At 74.2% G+C, this 24,762-nt stretch carries 32 protein-coding genes; 13 read left to right on the top strand and 19 right to left on the bottom strand.

What is annotated here, in order from left to right; all coding sequences use genetic code 11:
- The first annotated feature begins 43 nt into the window (after positions 1 to 43).
- The 5 genes from DQ244_RS10265 to DQ244_RS10245 are packed head-to-tail and all read left to right on the top strand — an operon-like array spanning position 44 to position 3,493.
- Positions 44 to 319 (top strand): carboxymuconolactone decarboxylase family protein, encoded by a 276-nt coding sequence (locus tag DQ244_RS10265; RefSeq protein WP_199580335.1) that lies wholly within the window; start codon positions 44 to 46, stop codon positions 317 to 319.
- Entirely contained in the window at positions 316 to 1,218 is a 903-nt protein-coding gene (locus DQ244_RS10260; protein ID WP_113811368.1) for an RNA polymerase sigma-70 factor, read from the top strand. Before DQ244_RS10265 ends, DQ244_RS10260 begins: the two co-directional genes overlap by 4 nt.
- Entirely contained in the window at positions 1,215 to 1,949 is a 735-nt protein-coding gene (locus DQ244_RS10255; RefSeq protein ID WP_113811367.1) for a PIG-L deacetylase family protein, read from the top strand. Before DQ244_RS10260 ends, DQ244_RS10255 begins: the two co-directional genes overlap by 4 nt.
- A 37-nt stretch (positions 1,950 to 1,986) precedes the next feature.
- Positions 1,987 to 3,147 (top strand): serine hydrolase, encoded by a 1,161-nt coding sequence (locus DQ244_RS10250; protein WP_158544511.1) that lies wholly within the window; start codon positions 1,987 to 1,989, stop codon positions 3,145 to 3,147.
- Positions 3,148 to 3,187: 40 nt separating this feature from the next.
- Positions 3,188 to 3,493 (top strand): TfoX/Sxy family protein, encoded by a 306-nt coding sequence (locus DQ244_RS10245; RefSeq protein WP_113811365.1) that lies wholly within the window; start codon positions 3,188 to 3,190, stop codon positions 3,491 to 3,493.
- A gap of 3 nt (positions 3,494 to 3,496) precedes the next feature.
- Here the strand turns inward: DQ244_RS10245 and DQ244_RS10240 are convergent, their stop codons facing one another.
- A complete protein-coding gene (locus DQ244_RS10240; protein ID WP_113811364.1) occupies positions 3,497 to 4,150 on the bottom strand; it encodes a response regulator transcription factor in 654 nt (217 codons plus the stop codon).
- Positions 4,147 to 5,409, bottom strand: a complete 1,263-nt coding sequence (locus DQ244_RS10235) for an ATP-binding protein (protein ID WP_113811571.1) — start codon at positions 5,407 to 5,409, stop codon at positions 4,147 to 4,149. The genes DQ244_RS10240 and DQ244_RS10235 overlap by 4 nt, the downstream gene beginning before the upstream one ends.
- 124 nt (positions 5,410 to 5,533) lie before the next feature.
- Between DQ244_RS10235 and DQ244_RS10230 the strand changes: the two genes are divergently transcribed.
- The 3 genes from DQ244_RS10230 (at position 5,534) to DQ244_RS10220 (ending at position 7,617) form a co-directional block, all read left to right on the top strand.
- Positions 5,534 to 6,460 (top strand): PspC domain-containing protein, encoded by a 927-nt coding sequence (locus tag DQ244_RS10230; RefSeq protein WP_113811363.1) that lies wholly within the window; start codon positions 5,534 to 5,536, stop codon positions 6,458 to 6,460.
- Positions 6,453 to 6,749, top strand: a complete 297-nt coding sequence (locus DQ244_RS10225) for a hypothetical protein (protein ID WP_113811362.1) — start codon at positions 6,453 to 6,455, stop codon at positions 6,747 to 6,749. The genes DQ244_RS10230 and DQ244_RS10225 overlap by 8 nt, the downstream gene beginning before the upstream one ends.
- Positions 6,750 to 6,846: 97 nt before the next feature.
- Positions 6,847 to 7,617, top strand: a complete 771-nt coding sequence (locus DQ244_RS10220) for an META domain-containing protein (RefSeq protein WP_147251497.1) — start codon at positions 6,847 to 6,849, stop codon at positions 7,615 to 7,617.
- 585 nt (positions 7,618 to 8,202) lie between these two features.
- Here DQ244_RS10220 and guaA read toward each other — a convergent pair.
- The 3 genes from guaA to guaB all read right to left on the bottom strand — a co-directional run bounded on the left by guaA (position 8,203) and on the right by guaB (position 12,495).
- Positions 8,203 to 9,771, bottom strand: coding sequence for a glutamine-hydrolyzing GMP synthase (gene guaA / locus DQ244_RS10215; protein ID WP_113811360.1), 1,569 nt, complete (start codon positions 9,769 to 9,771; stop codon positions 8,203 to 8,205).
- An 8-nt stretch (positions 9,772 to 9,779) separates the two neighbouring features.
- The gene (locus DQ244_RS10210) at positions 9,780 to 10,907 is read right to left on the bottom strand and encodes a GuaB3 family IMP dehydrogenase-related protein (RefSeq protein ID WP_199580333.1); all 1,128 of its coding nucleotides are present in this window, start codon (positions 10,905 to 10,907) and stop codon (positions 9,780 to 9,782) included.
- 70 nt (positions 10,908 to 10,977) lie between these two features.
- Entirely contained in the window at positions 10,978 to 12,495 is a 1,518-nt protein-coding gene (gene guaB, locus DQ244_RS10205) for an IMP dehydrogenase (protein WP_113811569.1), read from the bottom strand.
- Positions 12,496 to 12,634: 139 nt separating this feature from the next.
- Between guaB and DQ244_RS10200 the strand changes: the two genes are divergently transcribed.
- Positions 12,635 to 13,033, top strand: coding sequence for a DUF5319 family protein (locus DQ244_RS10200; protein WP_113811568.1), 399 nt, complete (start codon positions 12,635 to 12,637; stop codon positions 13,031 to 13,033).
- 209 nt (positions 13,034 to 13,242) lie between these two features.
- Here the strand turns inward: DQ244_RS10200 and DQ244_RS10195 are convergent, their stop codons facing one another.
- From DQ244_RS10195 to DQ244_RS10160, 8 genes are all read right to left on the bottom strand, one after another.
- The gene (locus DQ244_RS10195) at positions 13,243 to 13,812 is read right to left on the bottom strand and encodes an alkaline shock response membrane anchor protein AmaP (protein WP_113811359.1); all 570 of its coding nucleotides are present in this window, start codon (positions 13,810 to 13,812) and stop codon (positions 13,243 to 13,245) included.
- Positions 13,809 to 14,339: a DUF6286 domain-containing protein gene (locus DQ244_RS10190; RefSeq protein ID WP_113811358.1), complete on the bottom strand. Its 531-nt coding sequence runs from the start codon at positions 14,337 to 14,339 to the stop codon at positions 13,809 to 13,811. The genes DQ244_RS10195 and DQ244_RS10190 overlap by 4 nt, the downstream gene beginning before the upstream one ends.
- A gap of 10 nt (positions 14,340 to 14,349) precedes the next feature.
- Positions 14,350 to 14,754, bottom strand: a complete 405-nt coding sequence (locus DQ244_RS10185; protein WP_113811357.1) for an Asp23/Gls24 family envelope stress response protein — start codon at positions 14,752 to 14,754, stop codon at positions 14,350 to 14,352.
- Positions 14,751 to 14,936 (bottom strand): hypothetical protein, encoded by a 186-nt coding sequence (locus DQ244_RS10180; RefSeq protein WP_113811356.1) that lies wholly within the window; start codon positions 14,934 to 14,936, stop codon positions 14,751 to 14,753. The genes DQ244_RS10185 and DQ244_RS10180 overlap by 4 nt, the downstream gene beginning before the upstream one ends.
- A 46-nt stretch (positions 14,937 to 14,982) precedes the next feature.
- Complete coding sequence (locus DQ244_RS10175) at positions 14,983 to 15,240, bottom strand: hypothetical protein (RefSeq protein ID WP_113811355.1); 258 nt, start codon at positions 15,238 to 15,240, stop codon at positions 14,983 to 14,985.
- Positions 15,241 to 15,248: 8 nt separating this feature from the next.
- Positions 15,249 to 15,587, bottom strand: a complete 339-nt coding sequence (locus DQ244_RS10170; protein ID WP_113811354.1) for a hypothetical protein — start codon at positions 15,585 to 15,587, stop codon at positions 15,249 to 15,251.
- Positions 15,584 to 16,048 (bottom strand): Asp23/Gls24 family envelope stress response protein, encoded by a 465-nt coding sequence (locus DQ244_RS10165; RefSeq protein ID WP_113811353.1) that lies wholly within the window; start codon positions 16,046 to 16,048, stop codon positions 15,584 to 15,586. The genes DQ244_RS10170 and DQ244_RS10165 overlap by 4 nt, the downstream gene beginning before the upstream one ends.
- A gap of 179 nt (positions 16,049 to 16,227) precedes the next feature.
- Entirely contained in the window at positions 16,228 to 16,926 is a 699-nt protein-coding gene (locus tag DQ244_RS10160) for a response regulator transcription factor (protein WP_199580357.1), read from the bottom strand.
- A 375-nt stretch (positions 16,927 to 17,301) separates the two neighbouring features.
- Between DQ244_RS10160 and DQ244_RS10155 the strand changes: the two genes are divergently transcribed.
- Entirely contained in the window at positions 17,302 to 17,601 is a 300-nt protein-coding gene (locus DQ244_RS10155) for a WhiB family transcriptional regulator (RefSeq protein WP_104523745.1), read from the top strand.
- Between the two features lie 107 nt (positions 17,602 to 17,708).
- Here the strand turns inward: DQ244_RS10155 and groL are convergent, their stop codons facing one another.
- Both groL and groES read right to left on the bottom strand, forming a co-directional pair.
- Positions 17,709 to 19,355 (bottom strand): chaperonin GroEL, encoded by a 1,647-nt coding sequence (groL, locus tag DQ244_RS10150; protein ID WP_113811351.1) that lies wholly within the window; start codon positions 19,353 to 19,355, stop codon positions 17,709 to 17,711.
- 107 nt (positions 19,356 to 19,462) lie between these two features.
- Positions 19,463 to 19,771 (bottom strand): co-chaperone GroES, encoded by a 309-nt coding sequence (gene groES, locus DQ244_RS10145; RefSeq protein WP_113811350.1) that lies wholly within the window; start codon positions 19,769 to 19,771, stop codon positions 19,463 to 19,465.
- Between the two features lie 219 nt (positions 19,772 to 19,990).
- On the opposite strand from groES, the gene DQ244_RS10140 reads away from it, so the two are divergent.
- Both DQ244_RS10140 and DQ244_RS10135 read left to right on the top strand, forming a co-directional pair.
- The gene (locus tag DQ244_RS10140) at positions 19,991 to 21,223 is read left to right on the top strand and encodes a THUMP-like domain-containing protein (protein ID WP_158544509.1); all 1,233 of its coding nucleotides are present in this window, start codon (positions 19,991 to 19,993) and stop codon (positions 21,221 to 21,223) included.
- 25 nt (positions 21,224 to 21,248) lie between these two features.
- Complete coding sequence (locus DQ244_RS10135; protein WP_233491333.1) at positions 21,249 to 21,620, top strand: hypothetical protein; 372 nt, start codon at positions 21,249 to 21,251, stop codon at positions 21,618 to 21,620.
- A gap of 8 nt (positions 21,621 to 21,628) precedes the next feature.
- Here the strand turns inward: DQ244_RS10135 and tsaD are convergent, their stop codons facing one another.
- The 4 genes from tsaD to DQ244_RS10115 form a co-directional block, all read right to left on the bottom strand.
- Positions 21,629 to 22,666: a tRNA (adenosine(37)-N6)-threonylcarbamoyltransferase complex transferase subunit TsaD gene (gene tsaD / locus DQ244_RS10130; RefSeq protein ID WP_113811348.1), complete on the bottom strand. Its 1,038-nt coding sequence runs from the start codon at positions 22,664 to 22,666 to the stop codon at positions 21,629 to 21,631.
- On the bottom strand, positions 22,663 to 23,091 hold the full coding sequence (rimI, locus tag DQ244_RS10125) for a ribosomal protein S18-alanine N-acetyltransferase (RefSeq protein WP_113811566.1): 429 nt from the start codon (positions 23,089 to 23,091) through the stop codon (positions 22,663 to 22,665). Before rimI ends, tsaD begins: the two co-directional genes overlap by 4 nt.
- A 14-nt stretch (positions 23,092 to 23,105) precedes the next feature.
- Complete coding sequence (tsaB, locus tag DQ244_RS10120) at positions 23,106 to 23,741, bottom strand: tRNA (adenosine(37)-N6)-threonylcarbamoyltransferase complex dimerization subunit type 1 TsaB (RefSeq protein ID WP_113811347.1); 636 nt, start codon at positions 23,739 to 23,741, stop codon at positions 23,106 to 23,108.
- Positions 23,742 to 23,817: 76 nt separating this feature from the next.
- Positions 23,818 to 24,339, bottom strand: coding sequence for a GNAT family N-acetyltransferase (locus tag DQ244_RS10115; protein WP_113811346.1), 522 nt, complete (start codon positions 24,337 to 24,339; stop codon positions 23,818 to 23,820).
- A gap of 17 nt (positions 24,340 to 24,356) precedes the next feature.
- Here DQ244_RS10115 and DQ244_RS10110 point away from each other — a divergent pair, with 17 nt between their 5' ends.
- Complete coding sequence (locus DQ244_RS10110) at positions 24,357 to 24,761, top strand: GtrA family protein (protein ID WP_113811345.1); 405 nt, start codon at positions 24,357 to 24,359, stop codon at positions 24,759 to 24,761.
- The last annotated feature ends 1 nt before the right edge of the window (position 24,762 follow it).

Below are 24,762 nucleotides of genomic sequence, written 5' to 3'. Positions count from 1 at the left end.
ACTCGCGTCGGGCGTACGGCGCCGTCCTGGATCCCGGCGCGGGGTGGACCCGGCCGAGCTGCGCGACGTGCCCCGGTGGCGGGACAGCGCCGTCCACTCCGACCTGGAGCGGCAGGTGATGGCCTACGCCCAGGCGATGACCTCGACGCCGCTGGAGGTCACCGACGAGATGGTGGCCGAGCTGCGGAGGCACCCGGACGACGCGCGGCTCGTCGAGCTGACGATGATCAGCTCCGTGGAGAACTCGCGGTCCCGCCTCACCAGCGCCCTCGGGCTGACCAGCCAGGGGTTCCGGGACCGCTGCGGGATCCCGGCATGACCCCGCCCCTCGCCCCGTTCGACCGCCACCGAGGGCTGCTGTTCTCCGTGGCCTACCAGATGCTGGGCAGCGTGGCCGACGCCGAGGACGTCGTCCAGGACACCTGGCTGCGCTGGTCGGCGGCCGACCGGGACGAGGTGGCCGACGCGCGCTCCTACCTGGTGCGGATCGCCACCAACCTGGCCCTGGACCGGCTCGGCTCCGCCCGCGCCCGCCGGGAGAGCTACGTGGGCCCGTGGCTCCCGGAGCCGCTGCTGACCGGCAGCGACCCGGTGGCCGCCGCACCCCCGCCCGCGGGCCCGGACGAGACCGCGGAGCTCGGCGAGCAGGTCTCGCTGGCGGTACTCGTGGTCCTGGAGACCCTCTCCCCCGCGGAGCGGGCCGTGTTCGTCCTGCGCGAGGTGTTCGGCATGCCCGTCGCCGAGGTGGCGCAGGCGCTGGGCCGCAGCGAGGCCGCCGTGCGGCAGATGGGGCACCGGGCCCGCGAGCACGTGCAGGCCCGCCGGCCTCGATTCGACACCGATCGCCGGGCGCAGCAGGAGGTCACCGAGCGCTTCTTCGCCGCCTGTGCCGGCGGGGACGTCGACGCGCTGCTGGCGGTCCTCTCCCCCGACGTCGTCCTGGTGAGCGACGGCGGCGGCAAGGTGACGGCGGCGCTGCGGCCGATCACCGGCGCCGACAAGGTCGCCCGCTTCGCGGTCGGGGTGGCCGCCCAGGGCATGGAGCTCGCCGGTCTGCGGATCGAGGTCGCGGAGGTCAACGGCGGGCCCGGCATCGTGGCCTGGACCGACGGCGACCCGCTGCTGGCGATGTCGCTGGTCGTCGTCGACGGCCGCATCGAGCAGGTCCTCCTCGTCCGGAACCCCGAGAAGCTCGCGGGCATAGGCTCCCGCGGGTGACCGGACCCCTCCCGCAGCACCCCGCCGAGCACGTCGAGCGCGCGCTGTGCGTGCTCGCCCACCCCGACGACGTCGACTTCGGCAGCGCCGGCACCGTCGCCTCCTGGACGGCGGCGGGCACCGAGGTCACCTACCTGATCGTCACCGACGGCGACGCCGGCGGGTTCGACGAGACGCCGCGCGAGCAGATGGGGCCGCTGCGGCAGGCCGAGCAGCGCGCGGCGGCCGCGGAGGTCGGCGTCACCGACGTCCGCTTCCTCGGCTACCCGGACGGCCGGCTGGAGCTGACCCTCGACCTGCGGCGCGACATCAGCCGGGTCATCCGCCAGGTGCGGCCGCAGCGGGTGCTGACCAGCTCGCCGGAGCGCTTCTGGGAGCGCATCGGCGCGAGCCACCCCGACCACATGACCGTCGGCGAGTCCACCCTGCGGGCGGTCTACCCCGACGCCCGCAACCCGTTCGCCTTCCCCGAGCTGCTGGCCGACGAAGGGCTCGACGCCTGGACCGTGGCCGAGGTGTGGCTGGGCGCGAGCCCCCGCGCCGACCACGCCGTCGACGTCACGGAGTTCGTCGACCGCAAGCTGGCGGCGCTGCGCCGCCACGTCACCCAGGTCAGCCACATGGACGACCTGGACGGCTTCCTCACCGCCTGGATGCGGCAGAACGCCCGCACCCACGGGCTCCCCGACGGCCGCCTGGCCGAGGTGTTCCACGTCGTCCACACCGCCTGAGCCGATCAGTTCCCCGCGGGACGACGGTCTCCCCTCCGTGGACGGACAGCGGGCGGGACGGATCGGCACGACGGTGGCCGAGGCGGTGTCGGCGGGGCAGGTGCCCGGCGCTGCCTGGCTCGTCGTCCGGGGCGGGAAGGTCCTCTCCCGCGGGGCGGCCGGCACGCACGTGCCCGGCAGCGACGACCCCGTCGAGCCGGACAGCGTCTTCCGGATCTCCTCGGTCACCAAGCCGGTGGTGGCCGTGGCCGCGATGACGCTGGTCGACGACGGCGTGCTCCGCCTCGACGACCCGGTGGACGACGTCCTCCCGGAGCTGGCCGACCGCCAGGTCCTCGCCGATCCGGCCGACCCGGGAGCGGGGACCGCGCCCGCGGTCCGCCCGATCACCGTGCGCGACCTGTTGACCTTCCGGCTCGGGCTGGGCCTGGACTTCACGGTGCCGTGGCCCTCCCCGACGGTGGCGGCGCTGGCCGCCGCCGGGCTGCCCGCCGGCCCACCGCAGCCGCAGGCCGCGCCCCCGGCCGACGAGTGGATGCGCCTGCTGGGCAGCGTGCCCCTGGCGCACCAGCCGGGGACGCGCTGGCTCTACCACGTCGGAGCGAGCGTGCTCGGCGTGCTGGTGGCGCGGGCCGCGGGCCGACCGCTCCCCGAGGTGCTCGCCGGGCGGGTCCTCGAGCCGCTGGCGATGCGCGACACCGGGTTCGGCGTGCCGGCCGCGGCCCGGGACCGGCTGGGCCCGCACTGGACACCGCCCGGTCCCGACGGCACCCGGGACCGCTACGACGCCGCGGACGGCCAGTGGGCCCTCCCCCCGGCGTTCCCCGACGGCGGCGACGGCCTGGTGTCCACCGTCGACGACCTCGGCGCCCTGGCCCGCATGCTGGCCGACGGCGGTCGCGCTCCGGACGGTTCCCGGGTGCTGACCGAGGCCGCGGTCTCCGCCATGACCACCGAGCAGGTCGGACCGGTGGACGACGAGGGCGGCGGCTGGGGCCTGGGCATCGGCGTGCGGCGCACCGACGAGCCGGGCGGACGGCACGCCGGGTCCTACGGCTGGGACGGCGGGCTGGGCAGCACCTGGTGGACCGACCCGGTCACCGACGTCTCGGCCGTGCTGCTCACCAACCAGATGTGGTCCTCGCCGCAGCCTCCCCCGCTGTTCGACGCCTTCCGCCGGGCGGCCTTCGGCGTCTGAGACCGTGGACCCGCGCGCCCGGTCCCGGCAGGATGCCCGCATGACGGAGGACGGCTGGGAGGGCCTCGTCGACCGGTTCACCGACGGCGAGGTCACGCGCGGCACGATGTTCGGCTGCCAGGGGCTGCGGACCGGCCGGAAGTTCTTCGCCATCCGGTGGGACGGGCAGCTGGTGCTCAAGCTCCCGCCGGCCCGGCCCACCGCGCTGGTCGAGGACGGCGGCGGCACCCCGTTCGAGCCGATGGAGGGCCGCCGAATGAACGGGTGGGTGGTGCTCACCGGCGCGGGCGACCCCGCGCCGCTGGTCGAGGACGCCCGCGCGCACGTCGCGGCGCAGTCGGCCTGACGCTCAGAGCAGGCGGTTGGTCGCCGCCCACCGGGTGAGCTCGTTGCGGTTGGACAGCTGAAGCTTGCGGAGCACGTTCGAGGCGTGCGACTCCACCGTCTTCACCGAGATGAACAGCCGGGAGCCGATCTCGCGGTAGGTGTAGCCGCGGGCCAGCAGCTGCATCACCTCGCGCTCGCGCGCGCTCAGGAGGTCCAGCCCGGGGTCGGTGACCTCCTCGGCGGGCGCGGGCGCGGCGGGGCCGGCGGAGAACGCGTCGAGCACGAAGCCGGCCAGCCGCGGGCTGAACACGACGTCACCGTCGGCCACCCGGCGCAGCGCGTCCAGCAGGTCCGGCCCGGAGATGGTCTTCGTGACGTAGCCGCGCGCACCGGCCCGGATGACCGCGATGACGTCCTCCGCGGCGTCGGACACCGACAGCGCCAGCCAGCGCACGTCCGGCAGCTCGCCGCGCAGCGCCTCGAGCACCGCCCGGCCGTCGCCGCCGGGCAGGTGCACGTCGAGCAGGACGACGTCGGGTCGCGTGGCGCGGATGCCCTCGATCGCGGTCGGGACGTCGGCCGCCTCACCGACGACGTCGACGGCGTCGCCGAGCTCGGCACGCACCCCCGCCCGCACCATCGCGTGGTCGTCGACCAGGAACACCCGATGCGTCACGCTCTGCTCCTCGGTTCGCTCCCGCGGGGCGCTCCGCTCCTCGCTCGTTCCTCGCTGCGATGCTCACGCCCCTGTCCGCTCACGGCACCTCTCGGCAGGGTCAGCTCGACCTCGGTGCCCTCACCGACGGCGGAGCGCACCAGCGTCGTGCCCCCGAGGCGGGCCAGGCGGCCGTGCACGGAGTCGCGCAGCCCGCGGCGGTCGTCGGGCACGGTGGCAGGGTCGAAGCCCTTGCCGCGGTCGCGGACGAAGACCGACACCTGCTGGGCGGTGACCTCGGTGTAGAGGTCGGCCGAGTCGACGCCCGAGTGCTTGGCGGCGTTCACCAGCGCCTCCCGGGTGGCCGCACCCAGGGCGGCGAGCGCCTCGTCGACCGGGGCGTCGCCGACGACGACGGGGTCGACGGTGAAGGCGTGGTCGGCCTCCACCTCGGCCACCATGCCCGCGACGACGCCGGCCCAGGTGCCGCCCTCGCGCACGGCCGCGGGGTCGTACAGCCAGGCCCGCAGCTCGCGCTCCTGGCTGCGGGCCAGCCGGCTCACCGCCTGCGGCTCCTCGGCGTTGCGCTGGATGAGGGCCAGGGTCTGCAGCACCGAGTCGTGCAGGTGCGCGGCGACCGCGGCGCGCTCTTCGGACCGGATGCGCGCGGCGCGCTCCTCGGCCCGCGAGTCCAGCAGCCGGCGCCACAGCGGCGCCGTCGCCAGGACCAGCCCGGTGAGGATGACGAGGGTCGCGGCGAAGCCGTTGCGCGCGTTGGCCAACTGGCCGGTGGTGGCCAGCAGGATCACCAGGCCGCCGCCGGCGAGCGCGACGCCGCCGGCCAGGGCCCACCGCACCCCGCTGACGGCCAGCGTCCGGTCGGTGTCCAGCTGCCGCCAGATGACGGCGAGACCGGCGCCGACCAGCAGCAGCGGCAGGACGACGTCGCTGCTGGTCCACCTCGTCAGCTCGCCGAGCAGCGAGGCCGCCACCAGCCCGAGCACGACCAGGGCCGCCCACTGCCGCTTGCCGGCGGGCCGCCAGGCGGCCGAGGCCGGCGCCGGGTCCTCACCCGGGGCGGCCACCGGCATGGTCATCCAGAGCAGGGCGTAGGCGATCACGCCGAGGCCGGTGACCGCGAGCAGCGCGAAGGCCACGCGCACCACGACCGGGTCCTGCCGCAGGTGCACCGCCGTCCCCGCGGCCACACCGGAGATCACCCGGCCGGAGCGCGGGCGCGCCAGCGGCGGGCGCGGCGGCGCGGCGAGGGACGTGGTCACGGTGTCGATGGTCGCACCGGCGGGCGGCCGCCCGACACCGGTGATCACCCCGGAAGAGGAACCAGGGTCGGTTCGGGGGTTTCCCTGATGGTCTCCAGGCGCCGGCACCGCCACGCTTGCTGCCATGACCTCCGCACCCCCTCCCCCGACGACGGTGGAGCCGCCGGCCTGGCAGCCCCCGTCGCGCTCCGGTCCGCCCGACCGCCCCCAGCTGCGCCGCAGCCGCACCGACAAGGTGCTCGGTGGCGTGAACGGCGGGCTCGCCGAGTACACCGGCATCGACGCCCTGCTCTGGCGGGTCGGCTTCGTGGCCCTGACCCTCGCGGCGGGCTCGGGCGTCCTCGTCTACCTGCTCCTGTGGGTGCTGCTGCCCGCCGGCCCGGACGGCCCCGCCGTCGACCGGCCCGCGGTCCGCGCCAAGGAGCCCGCCGCGCCCCGCTCCCCGGTGCCCGGCATCACCCTCGCGGTGCTGCTCATCGTGCTGGGCGGCCTGGCGCTGACCGACCGGTTCACCGGCTGGGACCTCGACGCCGTGGGCTTCCTCGGGACGGCGCTGCTGCTGGTCGGGCTCGGGCTCGTGGCGGCCGCGTTCACCGGTGGTCGCCGGGCCCGCGGCGGGCTGATCGCCCTGGGCCTGGTCCTGTCGGTCGCCGTCGTCGTCGCGGCCACGGAGCCGTTCCCGACCGACGCCCAGGTCGGCGACCGCACCTTCGCCCCGCGCACCGTCGCGGGTGTCGAGGAGACCTACCGCGGCGGGGTCGGTGACCTCACCGTCGACCTCTCCGACGTGCCGCTGGCGGACCTGGACGGGCCGCTCCGCATCGATGTCGAGCACGGCATCGGCAACGTCGAGGTGGTGGTGCCCCGCTCCGCGGACGTGCGCGTCAGCGTGGAGCACGGCCTCGGCGAGGTCGACGTCTTCGGCGAGAGCGTCGACGGGCCGCGCACCTTCCCGGGCACCGGGTCCGCGCCCTGGACCGACGACGACGAGCTCGAGTTCGTGATCGACATCGAGGCCGGTGTCGGAGAGGTGGAGGTGTCCCGTGGCTGACTACAGCGAGTTCCCGACCACGCCGACCGCGTGGCAGGAGCAGCAGTGGGAAGAGGTCAAGGCGCTCGCGACCGAGGACCGGCCGGAGCCGGCTCCGGCGCGGCGGGCGGTCGACCTGGTCGCCCTGGTGCCGGGTCTGCTGTTCGTGCTCCTGGCCGTCGCCGCGATGGCCGGCGTGGACCTGCGCCTGGAGTTCCTGGCCGACGGCGGGTTCATCTGGATCGCCGTGGTGGCCGCCGGGGTCCTGCTGCTGGGGAAGGAACTGCGGAGGTCGCGCCGCACGCGGTGAACCGGGGAGGCGGAGCGGGCGGGGCCCGCGGAGCAGTCGCTCCCCGGGCCCCGTCGTCGTCCGGAACTCTGCGGTGCTGCCGAGCGTCTGGGCTGGCATGACGCGGACCGCGCTGCTGCTGGTGGTGGTCCTGGCCGTGACCGCCTGCGGCGGTGGGGGCGCGACCGGTGGGTCCCCACCGGCCGGGGAGCTGGGCGACGTGCGCGGCGAGTGGGTGGTCACCGAGCTCCGCCGGGACGGCGAAGTCGTGCCGATCCCGCCGGGCACCGACGGCACGCTGACCCTCGACGAGCGGCTGAGCGGACGGGCCTTCTGCAACGGCTTCGGCGCGCAGTCCTACCGGATCGAGGGCGACCGGCTGGTGGTCGAGGAGCTGGCCCAGTCGCTGATCGGTTGCTCCCCCGACATCGCCGAGCTCGAACGGCTCTACCTGGACGCGCTGACCGCGTCCGACGTCCGGCTCCGCCGCGAGGGCGGCGAGCTCCTCGTCAGCGGCGGTGGCGTCGACGTGCGCCTGGTCCCGCGCCCACCGGTCGAGGACGCCGACCTGGCCGGCCGCTGGCAGCTCGCGGCGCTGACCACCACGCAGCTGGCGTCGTCACCGCTGCGGCCGGCGGAGCTGGAGTTCCGGGCCGACGGCACGCTCGAGGGGACGACCGGCTGCCGCCCGGTGCGCGGTACCTGGCAGGTGACCGACGAACGGCTCGCGACCGCCGACGTCGTCGCCGACGGGGAGTGCCCGCCCGAGGGCGCCGAGCAGGACGGTCACGTGCTCGACGTGCTCCGCCAGGGCGGCACCGTGCGCATCGTCCGCGACCGGCTGACCCTCACCGCCCCCGACGGCCTCGGGCTGGAGTTCACGAAGTAGCCGGCCCATGCCGAGCGATGGCCGGGAGGACCGCTCGTCAGCGTGGCTGCGGCCGCCCGAAATGGCCAGTGAGAGAACGTGAATCCGCAGGCATCAGCAGATAGACGCAACTCGCCGACGCCGGCGGCGCGCCAATGCGAGACGGCGAACAGACATGTCGGCGCCGCCGCTGAGACACAAAGATTCTCGGTCTCAATTCAGCGCTCTATGGCCATCGGACCTGGTCGGCTCCAAGGCGTCGAGGAACCAGCTCCTCACTTCCTCGAGTAGAAGTAGTAGAGCTGGGCCAATCCGGCAGCGACAGCTCCGATTGCCACGACGACGACGATGACTGTGTCCACGTCTCCACCGTTGCATGACCGCTTCGCGCTCGTGCTGGGATCAACCGATCAGGTGCACACGCGGACGCAGAAGGAAGCCCGCCCTCGAGGCACCGGCTGGTACCCGCGCGCGGCGGCGAGACGCTCCACCGTTGGGACAGATCCACGCAGGGTGCCGGCGCGGCACCGGAGGTCGGCCAGCGCTGTGCATTCTGCTGGACCGAGCTCGTTCCAGCGCGGCGATGGTTGAGAGTTAGGGAGGTCCCTACTCCCACTCGATGGTGCCCGGCGGCTTGCTCGTGACGTCGAGGACGACGCGGTTGACCTCTTCCACCTCGTTGGTGATGCGGGTGGAGATCTTCGCCAGCACGTCGTAAGGCAGCCGGGTCCAGTCCGCGGTCATGGCGTCCTCGCTGGACACCGGCCGCAGCACGACCGGGTGCCCGTAGGTGCGCCCGTCGCCCTGGACGCCGACCGAGCGGACGTCGGCCAGCAGCACCACGGGGCACTGCCAGATCTCGGTGTCCAGCTTCGCCGCGGTGAGCTCCTGGCGGGCGATCGCGTCGGCCTTGCGGAGCACGTCGAGCCGCTCGCGGGTGACCTCGCCGACGATGCGGATGCCCAGCCCGGGGCCGGGGAACGGCTGGCGCTGCACGAGGGTGTCGGGCAGGCCGAGCTGCCGGCCGACCTCGCGCACCTCGTCCTTGAACAGCGTGCGCAGCGGCTCGACGAGGGTGAACTGCAGGTCCTCGGGAAGCCCACCGACGTTGTGATGACTCTTGATGTTCGCCGTCCCGGTGCCGCCGCCGGACTCGACGACGTCGGGGTACAGCGTCCCCTGCACGAGGAAGTCGACGGTCTCGCCGTGCGCCTGGGCGTCGGCGACGACGTCGAGGGCCGCCTGCTCGAACACCCGGATGAACTCGCGGCCGATGATCTTCCGCTTCTGCTCCGGGTCGCTGACCCCGGCGAGCGCGGAGAGGAACTGCTCGCTGGCGTCGACGACCCGCAGGTCCGCGCCGGTGACGGCGACGAAGTCCCGCTCGATCTGCTCGGTCTCGCCCTCGCGCATCAGCCCGTGGTCGACGTAGACGCAGGTGAGCTTGTCGCCGATGGCCCGCTGCACCAGCGCGGCCGCCACGGCGGAGTCCACGCCGCCGGAGAGGCCGCAGATCGCCCGGCGGTCGCCGATCTGCTCGCGGATCAGCGCGACCTGCTCGTCGACGACGTTGCTCATCGTCCAGGAGCGCTCCAGGCCCGCGATCTCGAACAGGAAGTGCTCGAGCACCGTCTGCCCGTGCGCGGTGTGCTTCACCTCGGGGTGGAACTGCACGCCGGCGAGCTTGCGGTCGACGTCCTCGAAGGCCGCGACCGGGGCGCCGGTGGAGGTGGCGGTGACCGTGAACCCGGGGGGCGCCTCGCTGACGGCGTCGCCGTGGCTCATCCAGACGTTCTGCTCGACGGGGAGCGAACCGAACAGCCGCCCCTCGGTCGTGACGGTCAGCGGGGTGCCGCCGTACTCGCGGTCGCCGGTGCGGGCCACCGTGCCACCGAGCGAGTCGGCCATCGCCTGGAAGCCGTAGCAGATGCCGAAGGCCGGGACGCCCGCCTCGAACAGCGTCGGGTCCACCTTCGGGGCGCCCGGCGCATAGACGCTCGACGGCCCACCGGAGAGCACGATCGCGGCCGGCTTGCGGGCGAGGATGTCGGCGACCGGCACCTCCGAGGAGACGAGCTCGGAGTAGACGCCGGCCTCCCGGATCCGCCGGGCGATGAGCTGGGCGTACTGGGCGCCGAAGTCGACGACGAGGACGGTCGGGAAGTCCATGACCATGACGCGGGTCAGCCGCCGATCACGAGGTCGACGCGCTGGAACTCCTTGAGGTCCCGGTAGCCGGTCTTCGCCATCGTGCGGGCCAGGGCGCCGAACAGGTTGGTGCGGCCGTCGGCGGACTCCGCGGCGCCGCCCAGCACGTCCGCGAGCGAGCCGGCGGGCTCGACCGGCGCGGAGGTGGCACCGCGCGGCAGCCGCGGGTGCGCGGCCACCGAGTCCCACCACACGCCACCGGCGGGAGCCTCCGCGGCGATCCGCAGCGGCTCCCCCAGCTGGACGGCGTCGGCGCCGCAGGCCAGCGCGCGGGCGATGGCGCCGCTGGTCTCGATCGCCCCGTTGGCGATGACGTGCACGTACCGGCCGCCGGTCTCGTCGAGGTAGTCGCGGCGGGCCGCGGCGGCGTCGGCGATCGCGCTGGCCAGCGGCACCCGGATGCCCATGACGGCGTCGGTCGTCGAGTAGGTGTCGGCACCGACGCCGACGATGACGCCGGCCGCTCCGGTGCGCATCAGGTGCAGCGCGGTGGTGTAGTTCGCGGCCCCGCCGACGATGACCGGGACGTCGAGGTCGGCGATGAACTCCTTGAGGTTCAGCGCGTCACCGTTCGACGTCACGTGCTCGGCCGAGACGATCGTGCCCTGGATGACGAGCAGGTCCACGCCCGCGGACAGTGCCGCGGGCGCCAGCTGCTGGGTGTGCTGCGGGGAGACCCGGATGGCCGTGGTCACCCCGGCCTCGCTCATCTCCTTGATCCGCGCGGTGATCAGGTCGGCCTTCACCGGCTCGGCGTAGACCTTCTGCAGCAGGGCGACCGGCGGGGCGCCGGCGGCGGCGGCCGCGGCGATCTCGCGGTAGACCGGCGCCGGGTCCTCGTAGCGGGTCCACAGACCCTCGCCGTTGAGCACACCGAGCCCGCCTGCCTGGCCGACGGCGATCGCGGTGGCCGGGCTGACGACGGCGTCGCTCGGGCTGGTGATCAGCGGGATGTCGAACCGGAAGGCGTCGATCTGCCAGGCGGTCGAGACGTCGTCGACGTCCCGGGTGCGGCGGGACGGGACGATGGAGACCTCGTCCAGGTCGTAGCCGCGGCGGGCGAAGCGGTTCAGCCCGATCTCGACGGTGTCACGCACGCTCATGCTCAGCGACTCCGGTAGTTCGGGGCTTCGACGGTCTGACTGGATGACAAGGGCCGAACGCTCATCTCGGTCACCGACTCCGGTAGTTCGGAGCCTCGACGGTCATTTGAATATCGTGGGGGTGGCTCTCGACCAGCCCCGCGGAGGTGATGCGGGTCAGCTGACCGCGCTCCTTGAGGTCGGTGATGGTGGCGGCGCCGGCGTAACCCATGGACGCCTGCAGGCCACCGACCAGCTGGTGGGCGACACCGGACAGCGAGCCGCGGTAGGGCACCTGGCCCTCGATGCCCTCGGGGACGAGCTTGTCGTCGGAGAGGACGTCGTCGGCGAAGTACCGGTCGCGGCTGAACGACTGGTTGCCGCGCTTCTGCATCGCGCCCAGCGAGCCCATGCCGCGGTAGGTCTTGTACTGCTTGCCGTTCATGAAGACCAGCTCGCCCGGCGCCTCCTCGACGCCGGCGAACAGGCCGCCGATCATCACCGTGTCGGCACCGGCGACCAGCGCCTTGGCGATGTCACCGGAGTACTGCAGCCCGCCGTCGGCGATGACCGGGACGCCGGCCGGGCCCGCCGCCAGCCAGGCCTCGTAGATGGCGGTGATCTGCGGGACGCCGACGCCGGCGACCACGCGGGTGGTGCAGATGGAGCCCGGCCCGACGCCGACCTTCACCGCGTCCACGCCGGCCTCGACCAGGGCCTGGGCGCCGGCGCGGGTGGCCACGTTGCCGCCGATGACCTCGACGCCGTTCTCGCCGCCGAACTCCTTCTTCACGCGGGCGACCATGTCCAGCACCGCGCGCTGGTGGCCGTGGGCGGTGTCGACGACGAGCACGTCGACCCCGGCGTCCACGAGCAGGCCGGCGCGCTTGAAGGCGTCCTCGCCGACTCCGAGCGCGGCGCCGACGACGAGGCGGCCGTCGGCGTCCTTGGTGCTCAGCGGGAACTGGTCGCGCTTGACGAAGTCCTTGACCGTGATCAGGCCGCGCAGCCGCCCGCCCTCGTCGACCAGCGGCAGCTTCTCGATCTTGTGCTTGGAGAGCAGCTGCAGGGCGGCGTCGGGGTCGACGCCCACCGGCGCGGTGATCAGCGGCATCGGCGTCATCACGTCGCGCACGAGCCGGTCGTGATCGGTCTCGAACCGCATGTCGCGGTTGGTCACGATGCCGAGCAGGACGCCGTCGGCGTCGACCACCGGGGCACCGGAGATCCGGTAGCGGGCGGACAGCGCGTCCACCTCGGCCAGGGTGCTGTCGGGCGAGCAGGTCACCGGGTTGGTCACCATGCCGGCCTCGGACCGCTTCACCAGGTCGACCTGCCCGGCCTGCTCCTCGGCGGAGAGGTTGCGGTGCAGCACGCCCATGCCGCCGACCCGGGCCATGGCGATCGCCATGCGGGCCTCGGTGACGGTGTCCATCGCGCTGGACAGCAGCGGGACGGCCAGCGTGATGCGCCGGGTCACCCGGCTGCTGGTGTCCACCTCCGCGGGGACGACGTCGGACGCCCCGGGGACGAGCAGCACGTCGTCGTAGGTGAGGCCGAGGCGGGCGAACTTCGCCGGCAGCTCCATGTCGCGGTCGTCGGGCTGCATGTGCGCGGCCACCCTTCGGGGCAGATCGGGGACTGTTCCCGGTCGGCGCCCCCGGGTACGGGGGCCGCGGACCTCCCCTGATCGTAGGCGGCGGGGATGAGGAGCGGCCTTCCGCCCGTACGGCGGCTACCGTGTGACCGTGTCCCCGTTCGACGACGCCTTCGGGCCGGACTTCGGTTCCACCGACCGTCCCGCTCCCCCACCGCTCACGATGGAGGAGCGCGCGGGGGTGCTCGACGACCTCGCGGAGCTCGAGGTCTTCCGCACGCTCCTGGAGCCGACGGGCATCAAGGGCATCGTCGTGGACTGCCCCGACTGCGAGGAAGAGCACCACGTCGACTGGGCGCTGATGCAGGCCAACCTGCGCCAGCTGCTCGAGGAGGGCCAGACCGGCCGGCACGAGCCGCCGTTCGAGCCCAACCCCGACGACTACGTCAGCTGGGACTACGCCAGCGGCTACGCCGACGGCATCGCGACCCTGGCCGAGCGCGACGAGCCCAGCGGCCGGCGCACCGGCCGGCACGCCCGCGACGACTAGAACACTGCGATCCTCCGGATCGCACCGCGGCCAGGTGCCGTTCCCCTGCTGCGCCGAGCGTGTGCATCGCGCCTGCGCGGACCCCTCCGGGGCCCGCTCGGCGCGATAGGACGGACCGCGTCCCCGGCTTCACGAGCCCCGGCTTGATCAAGACGCGCTGAGGGCCCCTTCCCGTGGTCGGGAAGGGGCCCTCAGCGTGCGCTCGGTCGCTACAGCAGGCCGCGGCCGCCGGAGCGGGACCGGCCGGGGCGCAGCTCGATGTCGACGGGCAGCGACGGGTCGTCCAGCGCCTGGCGGGCGTGGCCGACGACCCGCTCCTCCAGGATGCGCCGCACCTCGGCGATGTCGGCGTAGTCGGTCAGGTCCACCGTGACGCTCAGCCGGCGGCCGCGCTCGTCTCGCAGGTGCGCCGAGGCACTCGACACCCCGCGCAGCGCCTCCGCCTCGTTCTCCACGGCGTCGGCGATCGCTCCGGAGTGCACCACGGTCCGGCCGTCGCGCTCGTCGCTGGTCAGGTCCACCTGCCCGACCCGGTCGGTGCTGAGCTGGGCCAGCAGCCACCTGAGGGCGAGCAGCGCGATCAGCAGGCAGACGGCACCCGCGACGAGCCAGAACCACCACTGGTCGGCGGCGAAGTCCCGCAGCCCCTGCGGCAGCACGTCGGGCGCGCTCCCGAAGGCCCCGAAGCTCGTCGCCAGACCCACCCCGCCCGCGGCGAGCAGGAGCAGGGCCAGCAGCGTGAGCACGCTGCGGTTGACCGAGTCGGTGCGGGCGCTCATCGGGCGGCCTTCCGGGAGAGGGTGACGCGGGGGCGGACGGTGCCGTCGAGCCCCAGCTCGGCGAGCCGGTCGGAGACCGAGCTGGTCACGGCACCCTGCAGGTCACCGGGCTCGCGCAGGTTCGTGGTGACCTTCACCCGCGCCGACCGGCGGCTCGCCTTCACCCGTCCGGCGCTGATGCCCTCGGGACGGGTCGCGGCGGTGGTCAGCGTGCGCTCCAGCCCCCGGCGGGAAGCGGTGACGCGCACGCCCTCGGTCGTCGTCGGCAGCGGCAGCGAGCCCGGCCGGCCACGGCGCAGGGCCAGGACCAGCAGGACCAGGCCGAGCACGACCAGCCCGATGAGGACGGCGCGCACGACGCCGGCGTCGAAGGTCTGCTCCGACAACCACGTGGCCCAGGCGGGGTAGGGCACCAACCAGGGTCCTCGTCCGAACGCGGCGAGGACGATCTCCACCAGGGCGATGACAGCGCCGCCGAGGAGGGCGAGCGCCAGGAGCGTGGCCAGGATGCGGTTCACGAGTCGCACGGGTCGCTCCTCACTGCACGCGCCGCGGCCGGGACTCCGGCACGGCGAAGCTGACGACGTCGACGTCGATGTGGGCAACGCGCACGCCGGTCACCCGCAGGACGTCGGCACGGACGCGTTCGCGAAGCTGCTCGGTGACCGCGCGGACAGACGCGGGCCAGGAGACGGCGATGGTCGCCTCCACGGTCGCGGTCCCGCCATCGACCCGGGCGCGCACGGATGCCTCGGAGTCGGGCCGCGCATCGCCGACGCTGATCCCCAGGACACGGCGGGGTGCGGCGGCCGCCCCCGGCACCTGGGTCGCGGCGTAACCGGCGACGCGCTCGACCACCCGGTCGGCGAGCGTCAGCGTGCCGCGCTCTCCCGGGTCGTCGGTCGCGGCGTCCGGCTCGGCTGCGGACACGGCGGTGCTCATCGGGAGCTCCGGCCGCCGCCACCGAGGTAGGGGATGAGGTCGAGCTGGCCGGACACCACCTTGCCGACGAGGAACCCGATCACGCCGAGGACGGCGGTCCCGACGAAGGCGTCGAACCCGCCGACGACCCAGGCGATACCGAGCAGCAGCCCGGTGAACAGACCCACCACGGTGGGGGGCATGGCAACCTCCGAGAGGAGTGAGGAGCGGAGCTGGACGGGAGGACGCTCACACCACGCGGCGTGGGCGGGAGGAGCGGGTGCTGCGGGTCCGGACCAGGAGCAGCAGCCTCTGCAGACCCGTCGGCCGGCGTACGAACCGGACCTCGGGGCCAGCGCCCTGGGACGACGACGTCGCCGGTCCGCCCCGGCCACCGGCGAAGGTGGCCAGGGCGGCGAGCAGGTCGGTGGCGGAGCCGCCGGCATCGGGGTGGTGCCTGCGGATGGCCGCCCGGCGGAGGCGCCGCTGCTCCCGATCGAGGGACACGGATCGCCTCAGCCGAGCTGGTCGGCGTCGGCGGGCGGGAGCGCCAGCTGCTCCTCCAGGGGCAGCTGGACGTCACCGACGTGGACGTCGACGGGCAGGCCGCCGGCCAGCGGGACCACGCGCTCGCGGACCTGCTCGGCGACGGCGATGAGGGGGACGCCGTGCACGGCGACGACGGAGACCTGCACCCGGTCGTCGCCGATGCGCACACCCTCTACCCGGCGACCGGGCAGGTAGGTGGCGATCTGGGTGACGCCTCCGGTGTGCAGGCCGGCGACGGCCGGGGCGGTGAGCGTGGCCGCGGCGATGGCGTCGGCGTCCCCGGCAGCGGTCCCCGGCGACGTCACTGGACCCGAGTGGGCTCCGGCTGGCCCTCGTCGTCGCTGGGCAGGTGGATGTCGTTGACCGCGATGTTGACCTCCGTCACCTGGAGACCGGTCATCCCCTCGACGGCGTTGATCACGTTGCGGCGCACCGAGCGCGACACCTCGGAGATGGGGGCGCCGTACTCGGTGACGATGTCCAGATCGACGGCGGCCTGGCGCTCGCCCACCTCGACCGAGACGCCCTGACCGGCCGTCTGCGAGGCGCCGGGGATCCGCTCGCGGATCGCGCCGAACGCGCGGGCGGCACCGCCACCGAGGGCGTAGACGCCGGCGACCTCGCGCGCGGCGAGGCCGGCGATCTTCTGCACGACGCCGTCGGCGATGGTCGTGTTGCCCTGGCTGGTCTGCAGCTCGGAGGGAGCCGCCTGGGAGACGGGCCCGGTCGTGCTGACGGACGACGAGGTGCTGGTGGGCTGGGTCATGGCGGAGGCCTCTCTGACGAAGTTTCGGACGTAAACCGCAGTCCCCTCGCCGAAAGATCGTGAAACGCCTAATTGCCCAACACTTAGACGGGCACAATCAACCCGTGAACGCCAGAGGGCGGGAATCCGGTCGTGGATTCCCGCCCTCGTGCGCCGCGGAGTGGTCAGCGCTCCCGGAGTCAGGCCATGATGCCGCGGCGGAAGCCGAGCGCGACCGCCTCGGCGCGGTCCTTCGCGCCCAGCTTGCGGAACAGCCGCCGGGCGTGGGTCTTGATGGTGTCCTCGGACAGGTAGAGCTCCCGGCCGATCTGGGCGTTGCTCTTGCCCTGGCTCATCCCGGTGAGCACCTGCATCTCCCGCATGGACAGCGCCGGCGACGGCGTGGTCTCGCGGACGGTCGACCGGACCGTGGTGGGTGCGGAGCCCGCCAGCGGGGCCGCGCCGCTCCAGGCCATGGCCGGCTGGGGCGCCTGCTGCACCGGGATGCGCCCGTCGGCACGGAGGCCGACCCGGGACAGGCCCAGGCCCATCTCGATCGGGGTGGCGTCCCAGCGCAGGTACCCGCGGGCGCCGAAGGCGACGGCGGCGCGCACGCTCTCGGCGTCGTCCGGGGCGCCGAGCACCAGCACCGGGAGGCCCGGGTGGGCGCGCAGCGCCTGGGTGGCGGCCGACAGGCCGGTGTCGACGGCACGCTGCGTGCCGACGACGAGGACGTCGGGGCTGCGGGTGGCCAGGCGGGACATCAGCGACTGACCGTCGCCGACCACCTCGACCCGGCCGACGAAGGGCAGGGCGACCAGCCGCGAGGCGACGTCGTCACGGACCCGTCGCCGCTCGTCGTACACCCACACCGTCGCGCCGTGCACCGGCGCGCGCATCCTGTCCTCGATCACGACTGCTCCTCGCTCTCCCCGGCTCGCGCCGGGGTCCCCCGACCGGCCGGGAAGCCCGGCCGGCTGTCGCTCGGGTGGAGGGCTCCACCCGGGAGCCCTCCACCTCTGCGCGGGCCGCGCACCGGATCCGGGTAACTCCCCCACCCGGTCGTCGGCGCGCCCTGGAGCCACCTTGATCGACTCGGGGGGCCTCCGACAGACGCCCTCACCCCCGGGGGTGAGCGCCCCGAACAGGGGTGATGCAGCACACGTCGTCAAAAAGTTGCGAATCGGCCGTGTTTGACGGTGGGACGGCGAGGGCACCCGGCCCCTTGCAGCCGGACAGCTTCCTTCCGGCTCGTTTCGAGTCCAGGAGGAGACATGGCCGACATCCGCAGGCTCCCGACGCCCGTCGCCGAGGTCTGGGACTGGCAGCTCCACGGCGCGTGCCGTGGCGAGAACACGTCCCTCTTCTTCCACCCCGACGGCGAGCGCGGTCCGGCCCGGGCGCGGCGGCAGACCGCGGCCAAGGCCGTCTGCGCGCGCTGCCCGGTGGTGGAGGCCTGCCTCAAGCACGCCCTCGCCGTCCGCGAGCCGTACGGCGTCTGGGGCGGCATGAGCGAGGAGGAGCGGACCCGGCTGATCGCCGCCGAGCCCGCCGCAGTCGCCGCCGGGGTCTGACACCCCCCACGAACACCGAGAGGGCCGGTCCAGCATTCGCTGGACCGGCCCTCTCGTTCGTGCGGTGCCGGGACGGAGCCCCCTGCCGCAGCAGGGGGCTCCCTCCGTCAGTGGCTGTGGCCGTGCCCGCCGTGCGAGTGGCCGTGCGTGTGGTGCCCGCCCCCGGCGTGGTCGTGCTCCTCCTCGGGAGCCTCGACGACGGCGGAGTCGGTCGTGAGCACCATCGCCGCGATGGAGACGGCGTTGCCGAGCGCGGCCTTGGTGACCTTGACCGGGTCGATGACACCCTGGGCGGCCAGGTCGCCGTACTCACCGGTCGCGGCGTTGAAGCCCTGACCCGCGCCGGCCTCGCGGACCTTGGCGACGACGACGCGGCCCTCGAAGCCGGCGTTCTCCGCGATCTGCACCATCGGGGCGTCCAGCGCCGCGCGCACCGCACGGGCACCGGTCAGCTCGTCGCCCTCGAGCGAGAGGGCGTCGATCGCCGCGGCGGCGTGCACCAGCGCGGAACCGCCACCGGGGATCACACCCTCCTCGACCGCCGCGCGGGTGGCCGCGATGGCGTCCTCGATGCGGTGCTTGCGCTCCTTCAGCTCGACCTCGGTGGCCGCGCCGACCCGGATGACGCCGATGCCGCCGGCGAGCTTCGCGAGGCGCTCCTGGAGCTTCTCGCGGTCCCAGTCGGAGTCGGTGGCGTCGATCTCGCGGCGGATCTGCGCCACGCGGTCGCCGATCGCCTCGGAGGTGCCGCCACCGTCGACGATGGTGGTGGCGTCCTTGGTGACCGTCACGCGGCGGGCGGTGCCGAGCACCTCGAGGCCGACCTGGTCGAGCTTGAGGCCGACGTCCTCGCTGACGACCTGACCGCCGGTGACGACGGCGAGGTCGGTCATGAACGCCTTGCGGCGGTCACCGAAGTAGGGCGCCTTGACCGCGACGACCTTGATGGTCTTGCGGATGGAGTTGACGACCAGGGTGGACAGCGCCTCGCCCTCGACGTCCTCGGCGACGATCAGCAGCGGGCGGCCACCGGTCGAGAGCACCTTCTCCAGCAGCGGGAGCAGCTCGGCGAGCGCGCTCACCTTGCCGCTGACCAGCAGGAGCAGGGCGTCGTCCAGGACGGCCTCCATGGCCTCCTGGTCGGTGACGAAGTACGGCGAGAGGTAGCCCTTGTCGAACTGGACGCCCTCGGTGACGTCGAGCTCGGTGTGCAGGGTGTTGCTCTCCTCGACGGTGATGACGCCGTCCTTGCCGACGCGCTCCATCGCCTCGCCGATCAGCTCGCCGACCTCGGCGTCCTGGGCGGAGATGGTGGCGACGCCGGCGATGTCCTCACGCTTGTCCACCGGGATGGCGGCGGCGTCGAGGGCGGCGTGCACCGCGTCGACGGCGGCGCGCATGCCGCGGCCGAGGCCCAGCGGGCTGGCGCCGGCGGCGACGTTGCGCATGCCCTCGTGCACCAGCGCCTGGGCCAGCACGGTCGCCGTGGTCGTGCCGTCACCGGCGACGTCGTTGGTCTTGGTGGCGACGCTCTTGGCGAGCTGCGCACCGAGGTTCTCGTAGGGGTCGTCGAGCTCGACCTCGCGGGCGATGGTGACGCCGTCGTTGGTGATGGTCGGAGCGCCGAACTTCTTGTCGAGGACGACGTTGCGGCCGCGCGGGCCGATCGTCACCCGGACGGCGTCGGCGAGCTTGTCGACACCGCGCTCGAGGGCCCGGCGGGCGTCCTCGTTGAACTTGATGATCTTGGCCATGGGCTTGTCCGATCAATGAGTGCAGGCGAAAGACGACCGCCCCGGGACCCGAGTTCGGGTCGCCCGGGGCGGTCGAAGGACTTACTGGTGCTGCGGGTGACGCGAGGTCACTTCTCCACGACGGCGAGCAGGTCGCGGGCGGAGAGGACGAGGTAGTCCTGGCCGCTGTACTTGACCTCGGTGCCGCCGTACTTGGAGTAGATGACCACGTCGCCGACGTTCACGTCGAGCGGGACGCGGTTGCCGTTGTCGTCGATGCGGCCGGGGCCGACGGCGACGACGGTGCCCTCCTGGGGCTTCTCCTTGGCGGTGTCCGGGATGACCAGACCGGAGGCGGTGGTGGTCTCGGCCTCGTTGGCCTGGACCACGACCCGGTCCTCCAGCGGCTTGATGCTGACCTTGGTAGCGGTCGTCACGTCGGTGACGCCCCCTTCGGTGTCGGACGGCTGTGGATGGTGGTGCGGTACTGCGGTGGTGCTGATGCTGTGGCACGGGATCCGGGCACCCGCCGTCGCGGGGGTCGGGCGCCAGCCCGTGTCGCTTTGGCACTCTACCTACGAGAGTGCCAGCCGCTCAACCTGGTCCCCGGGGTGGGTGACCGGAGCGCGGACCGGTCCGTACGCCACGCTGTCCCGGTGGACCCGGTACCCGAGGAGCAGACCGCCGAGACGGTGCGCCAGCTGCGCGCCCTGGCGACGCCCGAGGGCGCGGTGGCGCTGGCCCGGGCGGCGGCGCTGCTGGACGACCGCGTCGACGCGGTCGCCGCGCTGAGCCGGCTGCGCGCCGAGGTGGGCACCGACCTGGCCGGCCCTGCCTGGGGCATCGCGCGCCAGCGGCACAAGGCACGGGCGACCTTCGGGGCCGACGCCGACCGGATGCTGTTCACCTCCGACGCCCTGGAGCAGGCCGGGCGCCCCGAGCTCGCCGCGCGGCGCGCAGCCCGCCTGCTGGCCGGGGGTGCCGACTCCGTCGCCGACCTCGGGTGCGCGGCGGGCACCGACACGATCGCGCTCGCCCGCGCCGGGGCCAGGGTGCTCGCCGTCGACGTCGATCCGGTCGCCCGCGAGCTCACCGCCCTGAACGTGGAGGCCCTGGGGATCGACGACGTCTGGGTGGTCGCCGGGGACGCCGTGGAGATGGTGGCGGCGGCCCGGGGCCGGGAGGTCGCCGGCTGCGGCGCAGCGGTCCTCGACCCCGCCCGCCGTGCCGGCGGCAGGCGGCAGCTGGACCCCGACACGTGGTCGCCCCCGTGGTCGACGGTGGTCGAGCTGCTGGAGAAGGTCCCGACCTCGGTGGTCAAGGTCGCCCCCGGGCTGGACCACGACCGCGTGCCGGCCGGGGTCGAGGCGGAGTGGGTGTCGGTCGGCGGCTCGATCGTCGAGGCGCTGCTGTGGGGATCCGCGGTGGCGGAGACCTGGCGGCGCGCGACGGTCGTTCGCGACGGCGTCGTGCACGAGCTGACCGCGGACTCCGACCCCGGCCCGGCGTCGGCCGGGCCGGTGCGCGGCTGGTTGCACGAGCCCGACCCGGCGGTGATCCGCTCGGGGCTGGTGTCGCTGGTCGCCGCCGACCTCGGCGCGACCCTGGTCGACCCGACGATCGCCTACCTGACCTCCGACGCCGCCGCCGAGAGCCCGTGGGTGAGCTCCTACCGGATCGACGAGGTGCTGCCGTTCAACCTCAAGAAGCTCCGCGCCCTGCTGCGCGAGCGCGGGGTCGGCCGGGTCGTGGTGAAGAAGCGGGGGTCGGCGATCGAGCCGGAGACCCTCGCCCGCCAGCTGCGCACCGACGCCCGCGGGACGGCGACCGTCGTCGTCACCCGGGTCGCCGGCGCACCCACAACGCTGGTCTGCGACGTCCGGACCTGAGGGCCGCTAGCGTGCCGGCGTGATCATGATCGTCGCGATGGTCGGAGTCGTCCTCCTGAACTGCCTGGCGGTCCTGCAGGTGGTGCTGGCCGCCGGGGCGCCGCTCGGCCGGTACGCCTGGGGCGGCCGGCACGACGTCCTGCCGGTGCCGCTGCGGATCGCCAGCGCGGTGTCGATCGCGCTCTACGCGCTGTTCGCCCTGGTCATCCTGCAGGCGGCCGGCGCCGTCGACGTCCTCCCGGACAGCGCGGCCGAGGTCGGCATCTGGGTGCTCGCGGGCTACTTCGCCCTCGGCGTCGCGATGAACGCCGCCTCCCGCAGCCGGCCCGAACGCGCAGTCATGACACCCGTGGCGCTGGCCCTGGCCGTGGTCTGCGTGGTGCTGGCCCTGCGGTGACCACGGGGTCAGCGGCTCACCGTCTCGATCGGCAACGAGCTGTCCGCTCCCAGGTCGGGAGCCGACGGCGCGACGCCGGCGGCCACCAGCCGCGAGCCGAGCGCGGCCACCATCGCCCCGTTGTCGGTGCAGAGCTTGGGGCTGGGCACCCGCAGCACGATCCCGGCCGCGGCGCAGCGCTCCTCGGCCAGCGCCCGCAGCCTCGAGTTGGCCGCCACTCCCCCGCCGAGCACCAGGTGGTCCACGCCGTGGTCCTTGCACGCGCGCACCGCCTTGGCGGTCAGCACGTCGGCGACGGCCTCCTGGAAGGACGCGGCGACGTCGGCCACCGGCACCGGCTCACCCGCCCGCTCGCGCGCCTCGATCCACCGCGCGACGGCGGTCTTCAGCCCGGAGAACGAGAAGTCGTAGGCCGCGTCGCGCGGACCGGTGAGACCCCGCGGGAACGCGATCGCGCCCGGGTCGCCCTCGCGGGCGGCGCGGTCGATCGGCGGGCCGCCCGGGAAGGGCAGGCCGAGCACGCGGGCCACCTTGTCGAAGGCCTCCCCCGCCGCGTCGTCGATGGTGCGGCCCAGGGACTGCACCTCCTGCGCGAGGTCCGGCACCAGCAGCAGCGAGCTGTGCCCGCCCGAGACCAGCATCGCGATCGACGGCTCGGCCAGCGGCCCGTGCTGCAGCTCGTCGACGGCGACGTGCGCGGCCAGGTGGTTGACGCCGTACAGCGGCTTGCCCAGGGCCAGGGCGTAGGCCTTCGCGGCGGCCACCCCGACCAGCAGCGCGCCCGTCAGCCCCGGACCGGAGGTGACCGCCACGGCGTCGACGTCGGACGCGCTGATGCCGGCCTCGGCCAGGGCGCGGTGCACCGTGGGGACCATCGCCTCCAGGTGCGCCCGGGAGGCGATCTCCGGGACCACCCCGCCGAACCGCTCGTGCTCGGCCATCGACGTCGCCAGGGCGTCGGCGAGCAGCGTGTGCCCGCGGACGATGCCCACGCCGGTCTCGTCGCACGAGGTCTCGAACCCCAGGACGATCGGTTCCTGCTTCACGACCGCTCCCTCTGCATCACCACGGCGTCGGTGCCACTGGGCTGGTAGTACCTCGGCCGGCGGCCGATCTCGGCGAACCCGCGCCGCCGGTACAGCCCCTGGGCCAGCTCGTTGTCCGCGCGCACCTCGAGCAGCACCACGGGGCTGCGCCGCCGGTCGGCCTCGGCCAGCAGCGCGTCGAGCAGCTGCGCCCCGATGCCCTCGCCCTGCCGGGTCCCGGTGACGCCGATGGTCGCCACGTGCGCCTCGTCGGCGTAGGCGATGAGGCCGGCGTACCCGACGACGGCGTCTCCGTCCTCGGCGACCAGGTAGTGGCGTGTACCGGTCTCGGCCAGCTCCTCGCGGTACATCTGCGCCGTCCAGGTGTCGGGCGCGAAGAGCTCCTCCTCGAGCACCATCACCGCGGGGATGTCCGCCAGTCGCATCGGCCGGAGCCGGGTCACTGCGTGACCGCCTTGATCGACGTCGGCGGCACCGCGTCGGGCCGGCGGAGGTACAGCGGCACCAGGGGGCCGGCGGACGCGGGGTCGGCGAGCTGCGCCGCCGCTGCGCGCAGCAGCCCCGCGGTCGTGACGTCGGCCGGTGCGACGTCGGCGCCCAGCCGGGCGGCGAACGCCGCGTCCCCGGTGAAGGGTCCGGGCAGGCCGAGCTCCTCCGGCCGGACGACGGCGGGCCCGTCGGTGCGGCTGCCGTCGGCGGCGTAGGTGGCCCAGTAGACCTCCTTGCGCCGGGCGTCGGTCACGACCGTGCGCGCACCCGAGCCCACCGCGTCCAGGGAGCACACGCCGACGACGGGCAGCCCCCGGGCGTCGGCGATCGCCGCGGCGGTGACCACGCCGACCCGCAGGCCGGTGAACGGTCCCGGGCCCAGCCCCGTGACCACGGCCTCGACGTCGGCCAGCGCGACCCCGGCGTCGGACAGCGCCCCGCGGATGGCCGGGGTCAGCAGCTCGGCGTGCTTCGTGCCCGAGGGGACGGCGTGCTCGGCGAGCACCTCCGCGCCGCCGTCGGGGGTCCACCGAGCGACGCCTGCGACGAGGGTCGGGGTGGCGGTGTCGAGCGCGAGGACGAGCACGGCAGGCCAGGTTAGTCCGCGGCCCCGGCGGTGCCGCCGAGCCGCTCCACCAGGGCGCCCCATGAGGGGTGCGCGGTCACGGGCGGCGCTCGTGGATGATCTCCAGCCCGTCCTCCTCGTCGACCTGCTCGCCGACCGCGACGAACCCGTGCGCGCGCACCAGGTTCAGCGAGGGGGTGTTCTCCGGGCTGACCGAGGCACGCACGACCGAGACGCCCGGCGCGTCCGCGGCCCACGCGATCAGCGCACGCAGCGCGGCCCGGGCGTACCCCTGCCGCCGGTGGTCCGGGTCGATGGAGTACCCGACCTCGACCATGCCGTCGCCGTCCGGCGGGCCGTGGAAGCCGGCCCGGCCCACGGCCAGCCGGCGCTCGGGGTCCCAGACGACACGCGTGACCCAGTCGGCGCTCGGCGGGTCCACGACCACCTGCACCGCACGGATATCCCACACCGGCCGGCACTCCGGGCCGGCCAGGTAGGGGCTCAGCGGCACCGGCGCCCCCGCCTCGGCGGCGGCGAGGTCGCCGTCGGCGAGCGCACGCAAGGTCTCCCGGTCCAGCTGCACGAGCTCCACCCGGGGAGAGCGCTCCGTGGTCATTGCGGCAGGCTAGCCAGGTGGCCAGCACCGGTGCCGACCGTCCGGGGTGGTTCGGCCAGCTCGTCCGGTTCGGCATCGTGGGCGCGGGGAGCGCGCTGGTCGACCTCGGCGTCTACCTGCTCGGCCTGCACCTGGGGCTGGCGACGTACGCGGCCCGTGCGCTCAGCTTCGGCGCCGGCACGACGACGGCGTACGCGCTGAACCGGCGGTGGGCGTTCGCGGTGCCCGGGAGCCGCCGGCGCGCGGCGTCGTTCGCGCTGCTCTACGGCACGACCTTCGTCGTCATCCTGGCCACCAACGCCCTCGCCCTGACGGCCCTCCCCGGCTCCTCGTGGCGGGTGCCGCTGGCCTGGGCGCTGTCCCAGGGGCTGGGGACGGCGGTCAACTTCGTGGTGCTCCGGCTGGTCGTCTTCCGGAGCTGAC

Origin of the sequence: Blastococcus sp. TBT05-19 (assembly GCF_003319095.1) — a bacterium.
In the GTDB taxonomy this organism is placed as follows: Bacteria; Actinomycetota; Actinomycetes; order Mycobacteriales; family Geodermatophilaceae; genus Blastococcus.
The sequence above is the reverse complement of the archived record's forward strand: the minus strand, read 5'-3'. Positions and strand labels throughout refer to the sequence as shown.

What these genes read in the sequence shown, in the direction of transcription:
- DQ244_RS10260 (WP_113811368.1), top strand. Translation starts at nt 316, where the DNA reads ATGACCCCGCCCCTCGCCCCGTTCGACCGCCACCGAGGGCTGCTGTTC.
- DQ244_RS10245 (WP_113811365.1), top strand. Translation starts at nt 3,188, where the DNA reads ATGACGGAGGACGGCTGGGAGGGCCTCGTCGACCGGTTCACCGACGGC.
- DQ244_RS10230 (WP_113811363.1), top strand. Translation starts at nt 5,534, where the DNA reads ATGACCTCCGCACCCCCTCCCCCGACGACGGTGGAGCCGCCGGCCTGG.
- DQ244_RS10220 (WP_147251497.1), top strand. Translation starts at nt 6,847, where the DNA reads ATGACGCGGACCGCGCTGCTGCTGGTGGTGGTCCTGGCCGTGACCGCC.
- guaA (WP_113811360.1), bottom strand. Translation starts at nt 9,771, where the DNA reads ATGGTCATGGACTTCCCGACCGTCCTCGTCGTCGACTTCGGCGCCCAG.
- DQ244_RS10210 (WP_199580333.1), bottom strand. Translation starts at nt 10,907, where the DNA reads ATGAGCGTGCGTGACACCGTCGAGATCGGGCTGAACCGCTTCGCCCGC.
- guaB (WP_113811569.1), bottom strand. Translation starts at nt 12,495, where the DNA reads ATGCAGCCCGACGACCGCGACATGGAGCTGCCGGCGAAGTTCGCCCGC.
- DQ244_RS10195 (WP_113811359.1), bottom strand. Translation starts at nt 13,812, where the DNA reads ATGAGCGCCCGCACCGACTCGGTCAACCGCAGCGTGCTCACGCTGCTG.
- DQ244_RS10185 (WP_113811357.1), bottom strand. Translation starts at nt 14,754, where the DNA reads ATGAGCACCGCCGTGTCCGCAGCCGAGCCGGACGCCGCGACCGACGAC.
- DQ244_RS10180 (WP_113811356.1), bottom strand. Translation starts at nt 14,936, where the DNA reads ATGCCCCCCACCGTGGTGGGTCTGTTCACCGGGCTGCTGCTCGGTATC.
- DQ244_RS10165 (WP_113811353.1), bottom strand. Translation starts at nt 16,048, where the DNA reads ATGACCCAGCCCACCAGCACCTCGTCGTCCGTCAGCACGACCGGGCCC.
- DQ244_RS10160 (WP_199580357.1), bottom strand. Translation starts at nt 16,926, where the DNA reads ATGCGCGCGCCGGTGCACGGCGCGACGGTGTGGGTGTACGACGAGCGG.
- DQ244_RS10155 (WP_104523745.1), top strand. Translation starts at nt 17,302, where the DNA reads ATGGCCGACATCCGCAGGCTCCCGACGCCCGTCGCCGAGGTCTGGGAC.
- groL (WP_113811351.1), bottom strand. Translation starts at nt 19,355, where the DNA reads ATGGCCAAGATCATCAAGTTCAACGAGGACGCCCGCCGGGCCCTCGAG.
- DQ244_RS10135 (WP_233491333.1), top strand. Translation starts at nt 21,249, where the DNA reads ATGATCGTCGCGATGGTCGGAGTCGTCCTCCTGAACTGCCTGGCGGTC.
- rimI (WP_113811566.1), bottom strand. Translation starts at nt 23,091, where the DNA reads ATGCGACTGGCGGACATCCCCGCGGTGATGGTGCTCGAGGAGGAGCTC.
- DQ244_RS10115 (WP_113811346.1), bottom strand. Translation starts at nt 24,339, where the DNA reads ATGACCACGGAGCGCTCTCCCCGGGTGGAGCTCGTGCAGCTGGACCGG.